This window comes from Opitutus sp. GAS368 (assembly GCF_900104925.1).
Taxonomy (GTDB): domain Bacteria; phylum Verrucomicrobiota; class Verrucomicrobiia; order Opitutales; family Opitutaceae; genus Lacunisphaera.
This window is the reverse complement of the sequence record NZ_LT629735.1, coordinates 3,458,935-3,477,795: the sequence shown is the minus strand read 5'-3', so window position 1 is coordinate 3,477,795 and position 18,861 is coordinate 3,458,935. Positions and strand designations below refer to the sequence as shown.

Below are 18,861 nucleotides of genomic sequence, written 5' to 3'. Positions count from 1 at the left end.
GGACCTGACCCGACCGGATGGTTCCGGCGTCGCTCGTCTACTCTCCGGCCAGCTGGGCGGGCGTGATGACATTCAGGAGCGGACGGCCTTGATCGAAGCGCGCCAGGTTTTGGGCGAAGATTTCCCATAGCCGGCGCTTGAAATGCGGACTGAGGCTGGACCCCGAGATGTGGGGGCTGAAGATCACATTGGGGAAACCCCACAACGGATGATCGGGCAGCGTCGGATAGCGGTAGTGCGTGTCGATGGCCGCACCTGCGATCCAGCCCTCGCGCAGGGCGCGCAGCAGCGCCTCCTCGCGCACGATCGGCCCGCGGGCCGGATTGAGCAGAAAGGCGTGGCGGGGCAAAGCCTGCAGCTCGCGCTCGCCGATCAGTCCCTCCGTCTGCTTCGTGAGCGGCATGGCGACGATCAAAAAGTCCAGTCCGCCCAGAAAGGTCATCTCGTCCCCCTTGCGGAATACGCGGTCCGGCAGCACGCCGTCAGGATCACCCGTGCCGGCCACCGTGTAGGCTTCCTCCCGCGGGCCGACGCCGTTGCGGGTGAGCACATGGACGCGCAAGCCCAGGGCCCGCGCCAGGCGGGCCGTTTCGCGCCCAATGCCGCCATAGCCCCACAGGCCGAGGGTGAGCCCGCGAATTTCGCGCTGAAAGATGGCCGCCCGGTCCCAAACCGCGGCCTCTTGATTGCGGATCATCTGCCGGAAGTTTCGCGCCAGATTGACCATCATCGCGACGTTCCACTCCGCGATTGGCACATCGAAACAGCCCCGGCAATTGGTGGCGATCACGCCGCGGGCCGGCAAGTCCAGCCCGAAGAGCTGGGTGTAACCCGTGGAGGCCAGTTGCACCCACTGGAGCGAGCGCATCTCCGCGTGATTCGCCGGCGGGACCGCGCAAAACAGCACGTCGGCATCGGCGATGAGTTCCGCGGGTAGCACGCGGGCTGATTCCGCCGGCGGAGTCAGCACTTCGAAACAATGGCGCCCAGACGCCCGTAATTGTGCCACCACCGGGTCCTCGACCGGAACGTCGACGATAATCTTCATGGCCGGTCAGTCGCGGAGGATTTTGCCCGGAACACTGTTGAACTCGCCGCTGCCGGGCTTGAACGGGTAGCGTCGGCGGATTTCGTCGGTCAGCACCACACCAAAACCAGGCCGCTCGGGCGGCAGGACGTGGCCGTCCTTGATGACCAGCCCGCCATCGATGAGGTCGGAGTGCAGGCCGGCATAGTCGGGCGGAATCTCCAGGATGCAGGTGTTCTCCGCGGCGAAGCCGGCGTGGATGTTCTGCATCAGCGAACCACCCGCCCCCCAGGCGTGCGTGGCGATTTTCCTTCCGCGATCGGCCATCATCTTCGCCACCGCCATGAATTCCCCCAACCCGCCGGTGAAGGAAGCGTCGGGTTGGCCGATATCGAAGCTGTCCTGCTCGGCGAACACGCGCCACTCGTAGGACGCCGTGAGACACTCGCCCCCGGCGATCGGAACCGACGTGGCGTGGCACAACTCGGCGTAACCCCACGGATCCGTGTAGTGCAGCGGCTCTTCGTAGAAAAAAAGGTTGGCGGGCTCGACGGCCTTCATCACGGCCTTGGCGATTTCGACCGTCCAGGTCCCGTGGGGACTGTTGCCCATGTGACCGTCCATCATCAGCCACGCCTCGGGGCCGGCGTGGGCGCGCATGAAGGCCGCCTTGTCCCCCTCAAACTCGGCCGCCTCGGCCGGAGCCTGCGGCATATACCAGCCCTTCTCCACCGAGTAACTGCCGGCGCCCACCTTGAGCCCGCGGAAGCCGAGGGAAAAGTAATGGTCCATTTTCTTGGCCAGCTTCTCCTTGGGATAGTTGCTCGGCCCGCCCGTGGCGTAACAGGCCAGCCGGCGGTGCTTGCTGCCACCCAGGAGCGCGTGGACCGGCAGACCCTGCTGCTTGCCCTTCAAATCCCAGAGCGCGGCCTCGATGCCGTTGATCACGATCGCCCCCAGTCCGACCCGGCACCAGAAATTGCCGCATTGATACATCCGGCGCCAGAGTTCGGGAATGTCGTCCACCGTCTGGCCGACGAGAATCGGGCGGAAGAAATCAACGATGGCCGGGACCGTCTCGGGACAGAAGTAACCGGCGTAAGTCTCCCCGATGCCGACCAAGGCCCCGTCGGTGGTGATCTCGATGAACGCGGCGCTGCGCAGTTTGCGCGCCTCGCGCAAAAACGGATCGTTGGTGGAGGGCCCCGTCAGGAGCGTGGTGCGGACATCGGTGATGATCATGGAATGCGAATTTGAATCCCCGGGAGACTAGGTGTCGTTCCGCCAACCGGCCGGCAGCGCCGCCTTGAAACGGGCGAAATCCTCCTCGGTGGCATGGGCGTAGGGTGGCAGCAGGCGCAGCGGAAACGCGGGATCGGACATACGGAAGAGCATCTTGTCGTAGGCGCCGTCGATGTGGAAGCGGTTGGCGCTGATCGCCTGCAGCGTCGCGCCCATGGCGCGGAAATCCGCCACATCCGCCTCGCGCTGCGCGTCGGTCCCCGTGACGAACTGCTTCGCCCGCCGGTAATTCACCGAGGCCAGCGAGATCAGCAGGCCGGTCTCGTGGGTGCGCCGCGCGATGGCATAGCCCATTTCCGTGAAGAAAAAGCGCAGGCGCGGCGAGACGGTCAGCAGGTCGGCGAGGACCGCGGGATCGGCGGTGCTCGCCTTTACCCCGACGAAGTTGGGGTGGGCCGCGGCGAGGCGGCGGTATTCGACCGAGGTCAGGAGACGTTTCGTGCGGAGCAGATTATAGTGGTGAAACCGGCAATCCGGAAACCGGCCGCAGGTCTCGGCAAAAAAGGCGTCGAGCTCGCGATCGTTGAGCACGCCCCAGGACGGCAGCGAAAGCTGGAAGATGCGGAAGCCCAGCGAGCGGCCGCGCCGGATGCGGTCGATGATGGTCGGCAGCGAAAGCGAGATGACGCCGAGCATGGGCTCGGCCTGACATTCGGCCGCGCTCGCCCAGAAGGCGCGGGCAATCCGGTCGAACTGGCTTTCACTGACGGCGTAGCCCTCCCCCGCCGTACCGAACACATAGATATGCCGCGTGAGATGGCGGGCGATGGTGTGAACCTGCCGGCGGAAGGTCGCCTCGTCAAATTCGTAGCGCTCGTTCCAGGGCACGACGGCCGTGGCCAGAATGGCGGCCGGGGGTTCGGCGGGGGTGGTCATGCTTTCAGGGGTTCAGGGACTTCCCGATGCTGGCGGCGACCAGGTCCGCGAGGGCCTCGTAGCCGGCGGACGTGTAGTGGACATTGTGCGCCAGCTGGATCTCCTTCTGGTGTGCGCGGGCGTAGGCGCCAAGATCATCCACGGCGACGCCGTTCTCCCGCATGACCTGGAGCGCCACCGCATTGTAGGCCTGTTCGCCGCCCTCGAGGCGGCCGAGGGTCCCGGCGGGCACGGGCGTCGTGGTGGCGAAAATCAAGCGGGCCCCGGTGCGTCGCAGGCGCGCCACGATCACCCGCAGGTTGTTCGCGTATTGCTCCGGAGTTGCGACCGGACGGCTGCGAGCGGGCGACACGTAATTGCCCTGTTCGTCCAGATACTTCAGATCGTGCAGACCAAAGTTGAAATGGATGACCGCCCATGGACCAGCGCCGAGCCAAGCGTCGAGGCGCTCGATTCCGAGCACCGTGGGGCCGGCGTTCTCGCCCGGCCGGTGCACGTTGGCGCGGCCGGCCAGCCGGGCCCGCACCGGCAACGTGTAACCGATGGAAATGGAGTCGCCGATCAGCAGCACGCGGGGCAACCCGGCCCGGTCCGGCACGTCCGCCAGCGCCGGCCGCAGCGCGGGGTCCAGCGGCTGGTTCATGCCGATTTTGGCCAGGTCGACGGGCGTGGCGGCTCCGAGAATCGCCGCCGTCAACAGGCCGGCGCAGGTGGCAAAGGTGCGGTATTTTTTCATGGGAAGCAGGGGTTTGCTGTGGATGGCAGCCCGGAGCATGTCTCAGACCATGACCTTGACGACCACTTTGAGGACCTCGGTCGGCTCTTCCCAGGCGCAGGAGGGGGCGTGACCGTCCGCAGGAAAGAGGATCGCAAAATGCCCCGGCCGCAGCTGCAAGGGGACGGCCTCGGGAATGCCGGCAAAGAGCGCCGCGTCCATCTTCTCATCGAAGGGCATGGTCACGGTCGTGAGCAGCGGGAGCGGCGCCCAGTAGATCAGCTCGCGACCACGCACGATATACTGGATGTCAATATACTTGCGGTGCGCCTCGAACTTCCGCTCGGCCACCGGCTTGGTGGCATGCTGCTGCACGAAGGCAAACACCTCCTCGCCGGCGATCTCATGTCGCCCGAGAGGCGTGCTTTCGTGAACCTGCCGGAGAAAGGCGAACGCCGGGGCGAATCGGGGAGACAGCGCGTTGTATTGCGGGGCTTGGACGAGGGTGTCGAGTATCATGGAGGAAAGGGGGTGGAAGTCGTGCAGGTCAGTAGCCCTGCTGGCGGCTGACTTCATTGAGCAGCGGTCGACCGGCCTGGAAGCGCTGCAGGTTTTCCCGGAGCAGGCCGTTCAGCGCCGGCCAAAAGCCGTCGTAGACGCCGGACATGTGCGGCGTCAGCATGAGGTTGGGCACGGCGAAGAACAGGTGGTCCGGCGGCAGCGGTTCCTGCACGAAGCAATCGACCGCCGCGCCGGCCAGCCGGCCGGCCCGCAGTGCCTCCGCCAGCGCAGGCTCGGCCACGATGCCGCCGCGGGAAATGAGGATGAGGTGGGCCGAGGGCCGGCAGAGGGCGAGTTCCCGCGCACCAATGCTGCCGGTGGTGGCCGGCGTGCTGGGCAGGGTGACGACGACGAGATCGCATTGCGGCAGCATCTCCGCCAGCTGGTCGGGGCCGAACCAGGCCGCGGGAATCCGGCCCTCGGGATCGCCGGTGCCGGGCCAGGCGTTGTAGCCCCGGTCCGCGCGCTCGGCCGGGTCGCGCTTGAGGCACACGATGTTCAGGCCCAGCGCGGAGAGCTGGCGCGCACACTCGCGGCCGATGCTACCGTAGCCGAGGATGCCCGCGGTGCGGCCGCGCAGCGTGCTGCCCGCGAGGGCCAGGCGGTTGGGCCACTGTCGCGAGGCCTTGAATTCCAGCAGCTGGGGCATGCGGTGCGCCAGCATCAGGGCGGCGCAGGTCACATACTGCGCAATGGGCACTCCGTGCGTGCCGCTGGCGGTCGTGACCGGCAGCGGCGTCGTCAGGATAGGATGGCCCAGCAACTGGTTGGCCCCGGCGGACAGCAACTGCACCCAGCGCAGCTTCGGCCACGCGGCGAGGTTGCGCGGCACCTGCTCGGTACAGAGCACGGCGACCCCCGCGCCGTCCAGCAGGTCCGGATCTGCGGCGAACTGTTCGACGATCTCAAGGCCGGGCCACGCCGCCTGCAGCGCCGTCCGCTGCGCCGGGGTGAACCTGAAAGTCGCGTTGAGCAGGAGCCGCATGGGGAATGTCAGGTGCGCTCCCCCGAACGAGGGACAAAACGGTATTTGTCGAGCAGCGCCGGCGGCAGGTGGACGCCCAATCCCGGCGCGGTCGGCAGTCCGACCGTGCCGTCCGTGACCGTGAAGGCATCGAGCAACAGGTCGTCCTGGATGGTCTTGCCCGCGAACACGTGTTCCAGCCATTCGACGGAGTGGCTGGCCGCGGCAAGGTGCCAGGAGGCCGCCAGCGAGGGTCCCATCGACGCGCCGGTGTGGAGCGCGGCGCCGAGGTTGCAGGCCTCGGCGTGATGGATGATGCGGACGGTCTCCTGCAGGCCGCCGGCAAAGCCGATGTCGGGTTGGACCAGGTGCACGCCCTGCCGCATGATCAGGGGATGGAACTGGTCGAGCCCGCACAGGCTCTCGCCGCCGGCGATCGGGATGCGCGAGCGGGCGCGCAGTTCGCAGTAGCCGTCGAGGTTGGTGTAAGCCAACGGCTCCTCGTAGAAGCGGAGCCGGAAAGGCGCCAGCGCCTCGGCGATGGCCACGGCCTCGCTCACCGGCATGGGGTTGGGTACCCCGCCCTGGTGTCCGTCGATCGCGAGGTCCATCGTGTCGCCGAACTCGCGGCGGAGGCGCGTGAAGCACTCCACCAGCACCTCGATCTTCCTGGCAAAGGGAAACGGGACCGCCTCGAGCCGCGCCTGGTGCCCCGCCGCCGCGGGCGGCAGCCGGAACAGGCCGGTGGACAGCTTGGCCGTGCGATAGCCGCGCTTCAGGTAGGATTCGACCTTGCGCACCGTCTCGTCCAACGGCCACAGCGCCGGGCCGCCGGAAGCGTAGACCGGGATCCGGTCGCGCACCTTGCCGCCGAGGAGCTGGTAGACCGGCAGGCCCAGCGCCTTGCCCTTGAGATCCCACAGCGCGAGCTCGAGGCCGCTGATCACGCTGCGCCCGGCACCCGCGCGTGCCCACCACACCGAATCGTCGGTCAGCGCGCGGGTCAGCCGCGCGGTGTCCAGCGGGTCCTGGCCGAGCAGCACGGGCTCGAAATAACTGACCATGGCCGGCACCGCATCGGGCGCGAAATAGCCCCAGGTGCATTCGCCCAGCCCGTCGATGCCGCGGTCGGTCTGCAGCCGGATCACGGCCGTGGAATGCGCGGACTGCGGGAACGACGGGTCGTCCTTCCACCGCGTGGTGAGAAGATGGGTTGTGACCTGCGTGATTTTCATGGCGCGAATCAGGCGGCAGCGTGGACCACGCAGGCCAGCGGCTCGCCGCGCGCCAGGCGGCCGATATTGGCGGCGATTTGCTTCCAGCGATAGGCCATGGTCTCGGCCGTGGGCTTGTGGGGTGTCATGATGACGTTGTCCAATTCCTGGAACGGCAGCCGCGCGGGCATCCGGTCCTGCCCGGGGGCCGGATACTGATACCAGACGTCGAGGCCGGCGCCGGCGATGCGCCGCGTGCGCAGCGCCTCGTAAAGCGCGGCCTCGTTGATCACGGGGCCGCGGCCGACGTTGATGATGAAGGCCTCCGGCTTCATGAGCGCGAATTCGGCGGGGCCGATCAGATTGGCCGTGCCCTCCGCTGCGGGAATCGCCACGACGACAAAGTCGGCGGCCGGCAGGTGCGAGGCCAGTTCGTGGAATCCACCGAAAGCGCGCAGACCGAGGCCATGGGCGCGCTCGGGCGCGGGCGTGCGCGTCAGCACCGTCACCTCCATGTCAAGAAACCGGCCCCAATGCACCAGCTCGCGGCCGATGTGGCCGAGCCCCAGCACGAGCAACCGGCGCCCCCGCATTTCCGGCAGGTAGGGCCGCTGCGGGGTCCAGTTGCCGCGGCGGAGCGCCGCATCAAGCCCCAAGAGCCCCTTGTGCAGCGCGAGCATGAGCATGAACGCCTGCTCGGCCACGCCCCGCTGGTGGCCATACACATTGCACACCAGGCAACCCGCCGGCACACCGGGAAAGTCAATCCCGTCGACGCCGGCGCCCGTGGAATGGATCAGGCGCAAGGGTCCGCCGGCCGGACGCCACGCCGCCGGGTAGGCACCGGACACGAGCACATCGGCCTCCGCGAGAAGGGCGGCCATGGCGTTGTCGCCGAGACCCGCAAAGTCGCGCAGGACGTGGGGCACCGCCAGCTGTTGCTCCAGTTCCGGGAGAAAATTGCGGTGCACAGCGATCTGCAGGGGGCGGCGGTTCATGACTTTCGACTCGGGGATGGCGGGTCAGTCGAAGAGCGACTCCCCGGGCGCGAGGTGCCGGCGGCAGACTTCCCGGTCGAGCTCGAGGCCCAGGCCCGGGGCGTCGCTCAGCACCACGTGGCCGTCGCGGAACAACGGCCCGTCGCGCCGGGCGAACTCGCCGATCCACGGGGTCTCGATGAAGTGGTATTCGAGCCCGAGAAAATTGCGCGCCGCCACGCCGGCGTGGGCGGCGGCGATGGTGGCGATGGCACCGCCATTGCCGTGAAAAGCGACGGGCAGGTGGTGCAGCTCGGCGTAGTCGGCAATGCGCTTCAGCTCATGCAGGCCGCCGCAGAAGAGGACGTCGGGGTGCAGGATATCGCAGGCCTGGCGGTCGACAAAGAGCCGGAATTGCTCGGCGATGAACATCTCGCCGACACAAATCGCGACGGGGCTCCTGGCGCGAACCGCGGCGCAGGAATCAGGATTGGTGATCGGCACCGGGTCCTCCAGCCAGAGCAGGTTGAGCGGGGCCAGCGCCGAGGCCAGGCGGATGGCATCGGGCGTGTTGTATTGCATGTGGCAGTCCACGCAGATCTCGAAATCCGGGCCGGCGGCCTGCCGCACCACGCCGAGGCGCTCGGCGATGCGGTTGATCTGCCGGAGCGAAAGCGTCCGGTTCCACACATCGGGCACGCACTCCGGAGCCATGAAATCGATGTCGAACTTCATCTGCGTGAAACCGGAGGCGACCGTCTCAGCCGCCATCCGCTGCCAGGCGGCCAGGTCGGTGACATCGGCGGGCGAACTGCGGTCAAGATAGACGCGCGCGGCGGGCCGGAATTTTCCCCCGAGCAGGTTGTAGGCGGGTGTCTGCAGGGCCTTGCCCACCAAGTCGCACAGGGCGATCTCCACGCCGCTGGCCGCCCAGACCGCCGGTCCCCACGGTGTGGCGGTCGGGGAGCACATGCTGATGGGGATGATATTGCCCGCCATCGGGCCTCGCCGCGTGCCCGGGGGATTCGGCGCCTGCGTGCCGTAGAGCATCTCCGACACGATCGCATTGATCGTGAAGGGATCCCGGCCCCGGAAATACTCGCGCATGTAGGCGATGCCCTGGCGCACGCCCATGAAGTCGTCCACTTCGCCGAGCCCGTAAAGGCCGACGTCGGTGTCGACCCGCACGACCACCTTCGCAATGGACGCAGTGCCCCCACCCACCCCGTGGTTGCGCGGGCCCCACAAACGCATCATCCTGATGTCGGTGATTTTCATGACGGGCGGAACCGGAAGCGGACGAAAAAAAGCTTCACTTCCGGGCGACCCGGAAAGTGAAGCGTGGACTGAATTGGGCTAGAACCTGTAGGCCGCCGTGAACTGGTAGGTCCGCGGAGGGCTGGCGTCGACGTACAGCGGGCTCTGGGCGCCCATGGCGAACGATTTGTCGAGCAGGTTGGTGACATTCAGGCGGAAGTTCCAGTGCTTGCTGTATCTGTATGAGACAAACATGCTGGCGTTCCACACGGACTCGAGGGTGATGGACGGCTGCGTCACGCCCACGGGAAACGTGTAGCCGCCCAGGCTCGTGAAGATGTTGCCGCCCGTCTTGCTGGCGCCACCGCCGATGCTGAAACCCTTGAAGGTGTCGTTCTTGAAATCATACCGGGTGAAGAAACTGTAGAGACTGCTGTAGCTGTTGTTCACCGTGACCCCGTTCTGGTCCTTTACCGTGCCCTTGTAGCCGGTCACCAGGATCTGCCACTCGGGAATCGGCGACCAGGCGACGGTGCCGTCCCAGCCCACCTGGTTCTGCACGCCGCTCGCCGCGAAATACAACAACCCCGTCACGGGACTTATCCCGCCCTGCAGCACGGCCACGTTCGTGAGGCTGGTGTCGAAGTGCGAGATCGTCGCGGAGAGCTTGCCGCCGAAGAGCGCCGTCTTGATGCCATACTCCTTGCCCGTGCCGACTTGGGCGGGGAGCAGGACGCCGTTGATGTCCCGGGTGTTGCTGTTGCCCTGCGGGGCGAACGTCGTGGAGTCGAGGGCGAAAAACGCAATGTCCTTGGTGGCGTTGATCACCACGCCGTAACGGTGGAGGTTCTCGTCGAAGCTGACGATGCGCGTGCCCCCGGCGGACAGGCGCGCCGCAACCGCCGGCACATCGTTGATCTGGAGCGTTGCCCGGCTCACGCCGCCAACCAGGATCACGCGGTCGGGGATGACGGTGGCCTGCTGCTGCACGTAAAAGGTGGAGCGCCGGTTGTTGGTCCAGCTGCCCGTCGACGCGACGGGAATGTAGGAATCATAGGTCGGGACGACCACGCTGTCCAGCTGCGGGTCGGCGATGTTGAACGCCTGCCGGCCGTTGGTGCCGAACGTGGTGCTGTTGGTGAAGGCGGCGCGGACGTATTCGTCGGTCAGGGTGAAGCCGGCCGCCGTCTGGTTCTCGATCGGCCCGATGTGGTAGTTGCCGAGGAAGTCCTGGTTCAGCACCCAGTTTTCGGCGCGCTGGTAATTGCGGCGCGCGAAGAGGGTAAAGGTGTTGTTCGTGAGATCGAGGGCGACCGGCAGGAGGTTGGTGCCCTTGCGCTCATACTTGAGGTGGGAAATCGAGGTCTTCGACTCCCAGTTCGGGGACATGCGGTGGAGAATGGCGACGCGTTCGCGGAGCTGCTTGTGATTCTCCATGATCCCCTTGGCGTAATAGCCCTCGTCGCGGCCCGCGCCGGTGTAGAGCGTGCCATCCGGAAGCACGAAGTTCTGCCCGCCGGCGATATTGGTCAGGTCGATGTAATCGACGGCAAACCGCACGGTGGTGTTCTTGAAATCAACCTCGAAGGTCGGATGCAAAGCCAGGCGGTCGTCCTTGGTGTTCTTGAAGTAGCTGTTGCCCCCCTGCACGGCGGCCACCATGCGGTAGGAGATCTTGGCATCACCGAGCTCACCCAGCGGTCCGGTCGCGTCGAGTTCCGACCGGTATTGACCCCAGTCGTTGATCGAAAAATTGATCTTATCCAGCGCATAGGGCAGCGGTTTCTTGGTCGCCTTCAACACCACGCCGCCGACGCTGGCGTTGGCATACAGCACGCCCGCCGGACCGCGAATGACCTCATACGAGTCGATGTCGACATTGTCGCTGTAGGGCACGTTCTCGATCGCATCATCGAGGTAGGCATTCAGCGTGCGGGCGCCGCGCAGCCGGATCGATTCGCCGCGGTAAAACTGCGACGCGCCGGCGAACTGCAGGACATCCGAGGTCTTGGTCGCGCCAATATCATCGATCAGGTCGCGGGTGACGACCGTGACCGACTGCGGAATCTTGATGAGCTCCTGGTTCGTCTTGAAGCCCGTCGCGGAGTTGTTCGCGATGTAGCCGGTGTCCTGGGTCGACCGGACCTCGAACTTCGACAACTGGAGGGCGGGTTCTTTGGGCGGGGTCGCAGTTTCCGGAGCGACGGTCTGAGCCAACACGGGGATAGAGGCGGCAAGCAGGGCCGCACACGCAACTAGCAGGCGCCGCAGCAAGGCAGCGTAGGGTTTGTTTGTGGTCATTTAGGTGACTTGGGATGCAGAGAGGTGTTCGTTGTCATCACTGTATACACGTTCATACCGCGGTGTAATTGTGTCAACCGCATTCTGTGCGAAACCGCATCCGGCATCCAGCCCTTGCCGCCCGGCAAAGGCTTTTGCCCGCAAAAATTGCCTGCGCGGAGGGACTCAGGCGCCGTAGGCCAGCTCCTCGGGCGTCAAATCTCGCGCAAGATGGCCGCTCTCCGCGCGTGCCAGTATCCGAAGATTGTGATCGATCAGCTCTTGAAGATGGAATTCCATTTCACGCTTGGCCGAAACAGGATCAGAGGCTGCGATGGCTTTGTAGATATCGCCGTGCTTCGCGAGCACCAGGCGCCGCCTCGCATCGGTGTCCGTCTTCTTGACCGGCGCCTTTTCGCCGGTCGTAGGGCCCGAGACGACGCGGTTGAGCAGGTGCAGCCGAAGAATTTCCTTCTTCATCAGATCGTTTTTCGCCGCGGTCATGATCGCGATGTGAAAACGGACATCCTCCCGCACCAACTCGTTCAGCAGGGGCCGCTCCTTGACGGCGGGAACTGAAATGATTTCCTCGGTCAGCTGGCGCATGGCTTCAAGCGCATACTGGATTTCGCTCAGGTCGGAGTCTGTGTGATTCAAGGCGGCCAAGCCCGCGGCATGGCTTTCCAGCGCAAGGCGAAGGTCACACATCTCTCGAAATTCCTTCAGCTCCATTTTCTTCACGCTCGCGCCCAGGTGGGCCCGGATTGTGACCAGGCCGTCCGTCTCCAGTTTGCGCAGCGCATCTCGCACTGGGGTGCGGCTGACCTTGATCTCCTTCGAGAGCGTCTCAGTCATCAACGCATGCCCGGGAGGATATTCGCCGCTCAGGATACGCTTGCGGATGTAGTCGTAGGCGACATCGGTGTTGACGCTTTTCATCTTGATGCAATCATACTAATGTATACAGGAAATTCAACTGCTTTAAGATCCGGTCATGGGTTTACCGGATCGTTTTTAGTTAAAACGGGCATTGGGGCGAGCGCTATTTGGCCGGGTCCATCGTCGGCAGCCGTTCAGGTGCTTTTCTTGACGTAAAAAGCGAGCCGCTCCTCGTCGACCTCGATGCCCAGGCCCGGGAGGCGCGGCACGGTGGCAAAGCCGTCTTTGATTTCGATGGCGCGCACAAACAAGTGGTCGCGGAAGGGATTCTCCACCCGGTCGAATTCCAGCATCGGTGTCTCGGTCGTCCGACCCCAGGATGCATCCGGCAGGAGTGAAAGAAAATGGACCGAAGCCGCGACCACGCCCCAACCCGCCCAAGTGTGCGGCATGCACTGGATGCCCCAAAGCCGGGCCATCTCCGCGACGAACAGGCATTCGTTGATGCCTCCCGCCAGCGCAACGTCGGGCTGCACGATCGTCATCGCGCGGCGCATGATCGCTTCCTTGAAGCCCCCACGCGAGGTGAGGCCCTCGCAGGCCGCGATGGGAATGTCCAGCTTCGCCGTGAGCACCTCGTAGCCCGGGTAATCCGGGGTGCGCTGCGGCAGCGGTTCCTCGAACCAGTAGAATTTCAGGCGCTCAAGCTCGCGGCCCATTTCAATGGCGGAGCCTAGCGAGTAGGCGCCGTTGCCGTCGGCCATCAGCTTGACGTCCGGCCCGACGACGGCGCGCACGGCCTCGATCGCCTTGAGATCCTTGGCGAGCGGCTGCCCGCCAATCCGCATTTTCATCGCCCGGAAGCCCTGTTTCAGCAGCTCTTCCGCCTCGCGCGGATAGTATTCCGCCGGGTCTTCGCCCTCAATGTAGTTCATGGCCGAGGCATAGACGGGGACCTTCTCGCGCAGGCGGCCGCCGTACAGCTCCGCCACCGGCACGCCAAGCACCTTGCCCCGGAGATCGTCGAGCGCGATGTCGACACCGCCCAGCGCGACACCGTTGCCGAAGTTTTGTCCCCACAACTCGCGCCAGATCGAGCGGTGCTCGCGGGGATCCCGGCCGACGAGCATCGGCGCATAGTGTTCCTCGATGATGCTCTTGATGCCCGGCAAGGCCACGGTCTCGCCCCAGCCCACCAGGCCGCTGTCGCTTTCGATGCGGATAATGACCGCGGTGCGCACGCGGAAATAAAAATTCGCCGGGCCGGCTGGCCGCGACATCGGTTGCTTGAGGACGTAAGCCTTGACGGAGGTAATTTTCATGATTGGAAAAATTTAGTGGGACGCGGGCCCGGCGATGAATGTATCAGCAAAACGGTGTTTGATGCCATCCTCGCCGGTGACACCGACGAACTGCTCCCCGACGCGCACGAAACGTGTGTCCGCCAACGCAACGGGAATGGAGCCCGCCGGGCTGGCGTCCCCCCGCGCGGGTTCGAACGCGTGGATATCCGTGATGAACCGGTCGGTGTACCCGCCCACGATCAAAAGGCGGCGGCCGTCCACCACGCCGGAGGATCCACGGCACGCCACGGGCAGCCGCCCCACGCGCGACCACCGGTCCGATTTCGCATCATAGGCAATGATTTCGTCCAGGTTGCGGACGCTCCCCGCTTCGGGCGTGCAGCCGCCGGCCGCGAGCAGGTGGCCGTCGAGGCTGCCGACCGCCAGATTGAATCGAATCGGCTCCGGCAGCGGCGCGCATGGAGTCCATCCCTCGCCCGGGCGGGCCCGCCAGACCGTGTTGGTCGCCGTGCCGAACTCGGTGCCATTGCCCGCGAGGCCACCGAGAACGAAGATCGTCCCGTCATGCAGCACCGCCGCACACGAACGGCGCGGCGCCGGCAAGGCCGGCCAGGATTGCCAGTTCGTTCCGTCGAAGGCCCAGATCTCCTTCGCGCCGATTCCGTCCGCGCCCCCGCCGATCACGGCGAATTTACCCCCGGCGACCACGCCCGCCGCGTCACCGGCGACGCGCGGCACCGGCGGATGGGCGCGCCACGTGTTGCTGACGGGATCGAAGCTGTCGGTTCGGTCGCACCAAAACTTCCGGCCGTTTTCCCAATAAGTCCCACCCGCGACATAAACGCGGCCCTGCAACACGCCGACGGCGCAACCGGCGCGCGGCAGGGGCATCGGCGCGCCGCGGGTCCAGGTAGGGAGTAGATGGCGGTTCATAAGGTAGTACGGGAGCCGTGGGCGCGCCGGGTCAGCACAACGCTAACGAGGTAGAGCAGCACGCCGCAAAACAACACCCCGAAGCCGGCCATCGTCAGGATGGATCGGATGCCGACCTGCGCGTCGCGCAACGCGCCGACGAAATAAACCGCTACTCCGCCAAAGCAGGCGGTAAAGCAATTCAGCACCCCAAGCGCCGTGGCCCGATAGCGCACGTCGATCGTCATGCAGATGATCGGCATCATGTTCGCCCCGAGGAAACCTGCCGCGAGTCCCCAGCCCGCCAGGCTGAGAATGGTGAATGCAATCCCATCATAAAAACCGGTCAGCCAGAACGCTGGCGCCACCACCAGCAAGGTGATCGCCGGGATGACGATCCGGGCCTGGGGATTTCGGACGCTGCAGCGATCCGACCAAAAACCGCCGATCAGGAGGCCGAGGAACTGCATCACGTAGACGTACCCCAGGGCGGAAAAACCGGCCGCGCCCTGGCCCAGGTGGTATTGCTCTTTCATGTGCGTCGGCATCCAGCCAATGATCATCCAGCTGACCGCGCCCTGCAGGCACCACGAGGCGATCACGATGTAAAAGGGCCAGGTGCACGCCAAATTTTCCATCGCGGCGATAAACCCGACCTTCGGCACCGCCGCGCCCGTCGCATGGTCGTCCGCCGCTTCGCGCGGCGCTTCCCGCAACACCAGCACGAGGAACAGGCTGTAGATCAGGTTGGGCAGGCCGATGACCGTGTACGCGTAGTTCCAACCGTGGCTCTCCGCCAGCCAGCCACCCACTCCACCGATCACGGAGCCAAGCACGAGGCCTGACATATGGATACCCGTGGCCAGCGACCGTGTCGACCCGCGGTGGTAGTCCGCAATCAACGCCATCGCCGCCGGAATATAACAGGCCTCGCTCAAGCCCAGCAGCGCCCGCAGGATCAGGAACTCCTGAAAAGTATGCACGTGGGCTGTAATCCAGGTGATGGTCGACCACGCGAGGATACTGAAGATGATTACGTGCCGCCGGCTGAACCGATCCGCGAAAAAGCCGCCCAGCGGGCTGGCGAAGGCGTACACCCACAGAAAAATCGTGGTGAGCAGCCCGAACTGCGCGTCGGTCATGGGAATGTCCGCGATGACCGAACCGCGCATCGTCGTCAGCATCGTCCGGGTGAGATAATTGGACGCGCCAGCCAGCCAGAGGAACCCGACGGTAAGCCAGGCTCCTTTCGGCAGCGCACCCGTGGCAGGACGCGTGAGGGATTCGAACATCAGGAAGGAGGGTGCTTGGCGGCTTAGTATCCGAGCCGTTTGTTGGTTTGGTTATGCAACGGCTGACCTGCGTGGTAGCGGCGGAGATTTTCGGTGAACAATTTCATCATCGCCTGCCAGAAACCTTCGAACGCGCCCGCCATGTGGGGCGTCATGATGAGGTTCGGCGTCTCGTAGAAGAAATGATCCGCCGGTGGCGGCTCCTGCTCGAAGCAATCGACGGCCGCGCCGGCGAGGTGGCCGCGTTGGAGGGCGTCGGCGAGCGGCCGCTCCTGGACGATGCCGCCGCGCGAAATGATGATCACGCGCCCGCCCCGCCTCATGAGCGCAAGCTCGGCCGCCCCAATCATCCCCGCGGTATGCGGGGTATAGGGCGCCGCCACCACCAGCACGTCGCACTCCCGGAGCATGGCATGCAGTTCGTTCGGCTTGAACCAAAGGGCCGGCAGCGCACCCGCGGGATCGCCGGTGCCGGGCCAGTTGTTGTAGCCATCGTCGCGGCGGGGACCGGGATCCAGGGCGATGATGCGCAGGCCAAGGGCATGGAGTTGTCGCGCGCACTCGCGACCGATGCTGCCGTAACCCAACACGCCCGCGGTCAGGCCGCGCACCACCGCGCCGCGCAGGTCCCAGCGCGCGGGCGGCCAGTGCCGGGCGCGCTGGATTTCGCCGAGCTGCGGCAGGCAGTGCGCCAGCATGAGCAGATTGCCGGTCACGAACTGCGCGATCGGCACGCCGTGGAGCCCGCTCGCGGTCGTCACGAGGATGTCGCTTTCCGCGATGGCGGTCTTGGTCACTTGGTTCGCGCCCGCGGAGATCAACTGGATCCATTTCAATTGCGGGCAGGCGCTGAGGTCACGCGGCACGCGGAGGTCCGTCATGAGAATCTCGACCTCGCGGAGATCCGGCTCGGCGGAGCCGTCTTTTCCATGAGTCTCGATCAGCTCGAGGCCGGGATGCGCGGCGTGGATCGCAGCCAGCTCGGCCGCGATGGGATGATAGGACACGTCCGGATTGAACAGGACGCGCGTGGGGGAGGCGGAAGATTTCATTCCCGGGTCACGCGAGGTCAACGAAGCGGCCCTCCGCGCTGGATTTGATCAAGGCCAGGCAGGCGGCCAGGCCCTGGCGGCCATCGCGCCCCATGCCAATCGGCGTGGTTTTGCCGTTGATCGTGTCCATGAACGCCTGGACCTGGTTGCGGAAGGCCAGCATGCGGCCTTCCTTGAAGGCCGCGTCGGGATCGTCCGGGTTGACCGGCGGCTGGGTCGAGACCAACCGCCACCCTTTGGCGCGATCGCTCAGGTAAAGGTCGCCGAAGCCGTCCATTTCGAGATTCCCCTTGCTGCCGACGATGCTGAGGCGGGCCATCTCGCCCTTGTATTCGCCGTCCGCGGCCTTGGTGATGTGGACGGAGCAGATCGCGCCGTTGGTGTATTCCATGATGCCCACTGTGGTATCCTCAATCTGGCGACCCGGTAAGAAGGTTCGGCTAAAGCCGGCAACCCGCTTCACCTCGGCCCCGGTGGACCACCGGATGGCATCCACGCCGTGCGGCAACGCGTCGATAACGAATCCGATCACCTCGGGCAGCTCGATCCAGCTGGTCTTGTTGCCCCCAAAGTTCCCGGCCACCGAGGCCTGGCGAATCATTGAATAATGCATGCTTTGCACCCGGCCGATCGCGCCCTCGGCGATCAGCCGCTTCACGTTGGGCAGATTGATGCGGAAGCGCAGGTTGTATGCGAGCGAGAGCACGCGCTTGTGTTGCGCGGCGGCCGCCAGCATGCGGTCGCAATCCTCCACCTTGGTCGCCATCGGCTTCTCGACGAGCACATGTTTGCCCGATTGCATCGCCAGCACCGCCTCCTGGCAGTGCACATGCTGCGGCGTGGTGATGATGATCGCATCGATGTCCTTCCGGGCCATCAGCGACTCGAGCGTGGGTTCGGCCACGACGCCACAGCGCCCGGCGAGCGACGCCGCGCGGCTGCCGCCCCAGATGGCGACGAGTTCGGCGGTATCGCGGTGAAATTGGACGGCCTCCGCATGGGTGCGACCCATGTAGCCGGAGCCGGTGATGCCAAAACGGATTTTTTTCATGTAGCGGGGTGTTGAGGGTTTATTTCCAGAGAATGGTGCGGTCGATCGAGGCGAGGGTCGGGCAGCCGAGCAGCGACATCGCCATCAGCAGCTCCTGGCGGAGAATCTTGAGCACATGGGTGACACCGGGCGCGCCCCCGGCCGCCAGCCCGTAGACGTAGGGGCGGCCGATCTGCACGGCCGCGGCGCCGAGCGCGAGCGCCTTGACGATGTCCGTGCCGCGGCGGATACCGCCGTCCACGATCACCGGCACGCGTCCATTCACCGCTGCAACAACACGCGGGAGCGCCTCGATCGTGGCCGGCTGCGTATCGAGGCAGCGGCCACCGTGGTTGGACACGATGATGCCGTCGGCGCCGGCCTTCAGCCCGGTGGCCGCGTCCGCGGGATTCATCACGCCCTTCAGCAGCATCGGCACCTTGATAAACGAACGCAGCCACTCGATATCGCTCCACATCAGGTTGAACGGTTTCACGACGTCCAGCGTCTGGATTGAAATCGCATCACGGAGGCCGGCGTAATGGGGATAAGTGACACCAGGTGGCAGCTGCACGTGTGCGCGCTGCTGGCGATTGCGCGCGCCATCCAAGGGACTGTCCACCGTGACACACAACGCTTTCACTCCCGCCGCCTGCACCCGCTCGACCAGAGCACGCGTTAAGCCGCGATCCTTTAATACATAAAGTTGGAACCACACCGGGTGGGTCGCGACGCTCATCACGTCCTCAATGCTCGTGTTCGAGCCGGAGCTGAGCACCATGGTCGCACCAAAGGCGCCCGCCCCGCGGGCCGTGGCCAGCTCGCCCTCGGGATGTGACAGCCGGTGACCGGACGTCGGCGCCAGCAAAATGGGCGCCGCCATGCGCTGGCCCAGCAGGGTGGTCGAACAATCCAAGCCGGACAAATCCCGGAGCACTCGAGCTTGGAGGCGGATGTCGCGATACTTCTCGCGGTTCCACCGGACGGTAAGTTCGTCGGCTGCGGCACCGGAGACGAAGTCGTATACCGACGGCAGCATGATCGCGCGGGCTTGTGCCTCGACATCATCGAGGTTCAGCAGCGGCTCAAGCGGAGCGGAGCCCGCCGGCAAAGGCGAACTGGCCGTCCCAACAGGTGCCGTGGTCGTGCCTTCAAGCGAATTGAGGGCGAGGCTGCCGACACCCAACGCAGCCATGAATTGTTTGCGACTCATCGGTGG

17 protein-coding genes are annotated in these 18,861 nt (G+C 65.4%); all 17 read right to left on the bottom strand.

Annotation, left to right across the window (positions count from 1 at the left end; all coding sequences use genetic code 11):
• Positions 1-37 precede the first annotated feature (37 nt).
• Positions 38-1,048, bottom strand: coding sequence for a D-2-hydroxyacid dehydrogenase (locus BLU29_RS14790; protein WP_091059483.1), 1,011 nt, complete (start codon positions 1,046-1,048; stop codon positions 38-40).
• Between the two features lie 6 nt (positions 1,049-1,054).
• A complete protein-coding gene (locus BLU29_RS14785; protein ID WP_091059481.1) occupies positions 1,055-2,269 on the bottom strand; it encodes a mandelate racemase/muconate lactonizing enzyme family protein in 1,215 nt (404 codons plus the stop codon).
• Positions 2,270-2,296: 27 nt separating this feature from the next.
• Positions 2,297-3,205, bottom strand: coding sequence for a dihydrodipicolinate synthase family protein (locus BLU29_RS14780; RefSeq protein ID WP_091059478.1), 909 nt, complete (start codon positions 3,203-3,205; stop codon positions 2,297-2,299).
• Between the two features lie 4 nt (positions 3,206-3,209).
• Positions 3,210-3,941 carry an SGNH/GDSL hydrolase family protein gene (locus tag BLU29_RS14775; RefSeq protein WP_157693914.1) on the bottom strand — a complete coding sequence of 244 codons (732 nt, stop codon included), beginning with the start codon at positions 3,939-3,941 and terminating at the stop codon, positions 3,210-3,212.
• 42 nt (positions 3,942-3,983) lie between these two features.
• On the bottom strand, positions 3,984-4,439 hold the full coding sequence (locus tag BLU29_RS14770; RefSeq protein ID WP_157693913.1) for a YhcH/YjgK/YiaL family protein: 456 nt from the start codon (positions 4,437-4,439) through the stop codon (positions 3,984-3,986).
• Positions 4,440-4,467: 28 nt separating this feature from the next.
• Positions 4,468-5,466, bottom strand: a complete 999-nt coding sequence (locus tag BLU29_RS14765) for a D-2-hydroxyacid dehydrogenase (protein WP_091059471.1) — start codon at positions 5,464-5,466, stop codon at positions 4,468-4,470.
• An 8-nt stretch (positions 5,467-5,474) separates the two neighbouring features.
• Positions 5,475-6,680 (bottom strand): mandelate racemase/muconate lactonizing enzyme family protein, encoded by a 1,206-nt coding sequence (locus BLU29_RS14760; protein WP_091059468.1) that lies wholly within the window; start codon positions 6,678-6,680, stop codon positions 5,475-5,477.
• A gap of 8 nt (positions 6,681-6,688) precedes the next feature.
• Complete coding sequence (locus BLU29_RS14755; RefSeq protein ID WP_091059465.1) at positions 6,689-7,657, bottom strand: 2-hydroxyacid dehydrogenase; 969 nt, start codon at positions 7,655-7,657, stop codon at positions 6,689-6,691.
• Between the two features lie 24 nt (positions 7,658-7,681).
• Entirely contained in the window at positions 7,682-8,914 is a 1,233-nt protein-coding gene (locus tag BLU29_RS14750; RefSeq protein ID WP_091059463.1) for a mandelate racemase/muconate lactonizing enzyme family protein, read from the bottom strand.
• 78 nt (positions 8,915-8,992) lie between these two features.
• Positions 8,993-11,113: a TonB-dependent receptor plug domain-containing protein gene (locus tag BLU29_RS14745; protein WP_172830278.1), complete on the bottom strand. Its 2,121-nt coding sequence runs from the start codon at positions 11,111-11,113 to the stop codon at positions 8,993-8,995.
• 246 nt (positions 11,114-11,359) lie between these two features.
• Positions 11,360-12,112 carry a GntR family transcriptional regulator gene (locus BLU29_RS14740; protein ID WP_091059457.1) on the bottom strand — a complete coding sequence of 251 codons (753 nt, stop codon included), beginning with the start codon at positions 12,110-12,112 and terminating at the stop codon, positions 11,360-11,362.
• 134 nt (positions 12,113-12,246) lie between these two features.
• Positions 12,247-13,374, bottom strand: a complete 1,128-nt coding sequence (locus BLU29_RS14735) for a mandelate racemase/muconate lactonizing enzyme family protein (protein ID WP_091059455.1) — start codon at positions 13,372-13,374, stop codon at positions 12,247-12,249.
• A 12-nt stretch (positions 13,375-13,386) separates the two neighbouring features.
• Entirely contained in the window at positions 13,387-14,289 is a 903-nt protein-coding gene (locus BLU29_RS14730) for a kelch repeat-containing protein (protein ID WP_091059452.1), read from the bottom strand.
• Complete coding sequence (locus BLU29_RS14725) at positions 14,286-15,560, bottom strand: MFS transporter (RefSeq protein WP_091059450.1); 1,275 nt, start codon at positions 15,558-15,560, stop codon at positions 14,286-14,288. Before BLU29_RS14725 ends, BLU29_RS14730 begins: the two co-directional genes overlap by 4 nt.
• A 23-nt stretch (positions 15,561-15,583) precedes the next feature.
• On the bottom strand, positions 15,584-16,612 hold the full coding sequence (locus BLU29_RS14720; protein WP_091059447.1) for a D-2-hydroxyacid dehydrogenase: 1,029 nt from the start codon (positions 16,610-16,612) through the stop codon (positions 15,584-15,586).
• A 7-nt stretch (positions 16,613-16,619) separates the two neighbouring features.
• Positions 16,620-17,663, bottom strand: coding sequence for a Gfo/Idh/MocA family oxidoreductase (locus BLU29_RS14715; protein ID WP_091059445.1), 1,044 nt, complete (start codon positions 17,661-17,663; stop codon positions 16,620-16,622).
• 19 nt (positions 17,664-17,682) lie between these two features.
• Positions 17,683-18,855, bottom strand: a complete 1,173-nt coding sequence (locus tag BLU29_RS14710) for an alpha-hydroxy acid oxidase (protein ID WP_197677729.1) — start codon at positions 18,853-18,855, stop codon at positions 17,683-17,685.
• Positions 18,856-18,861 lie beyond the last annotated feature (6 nt).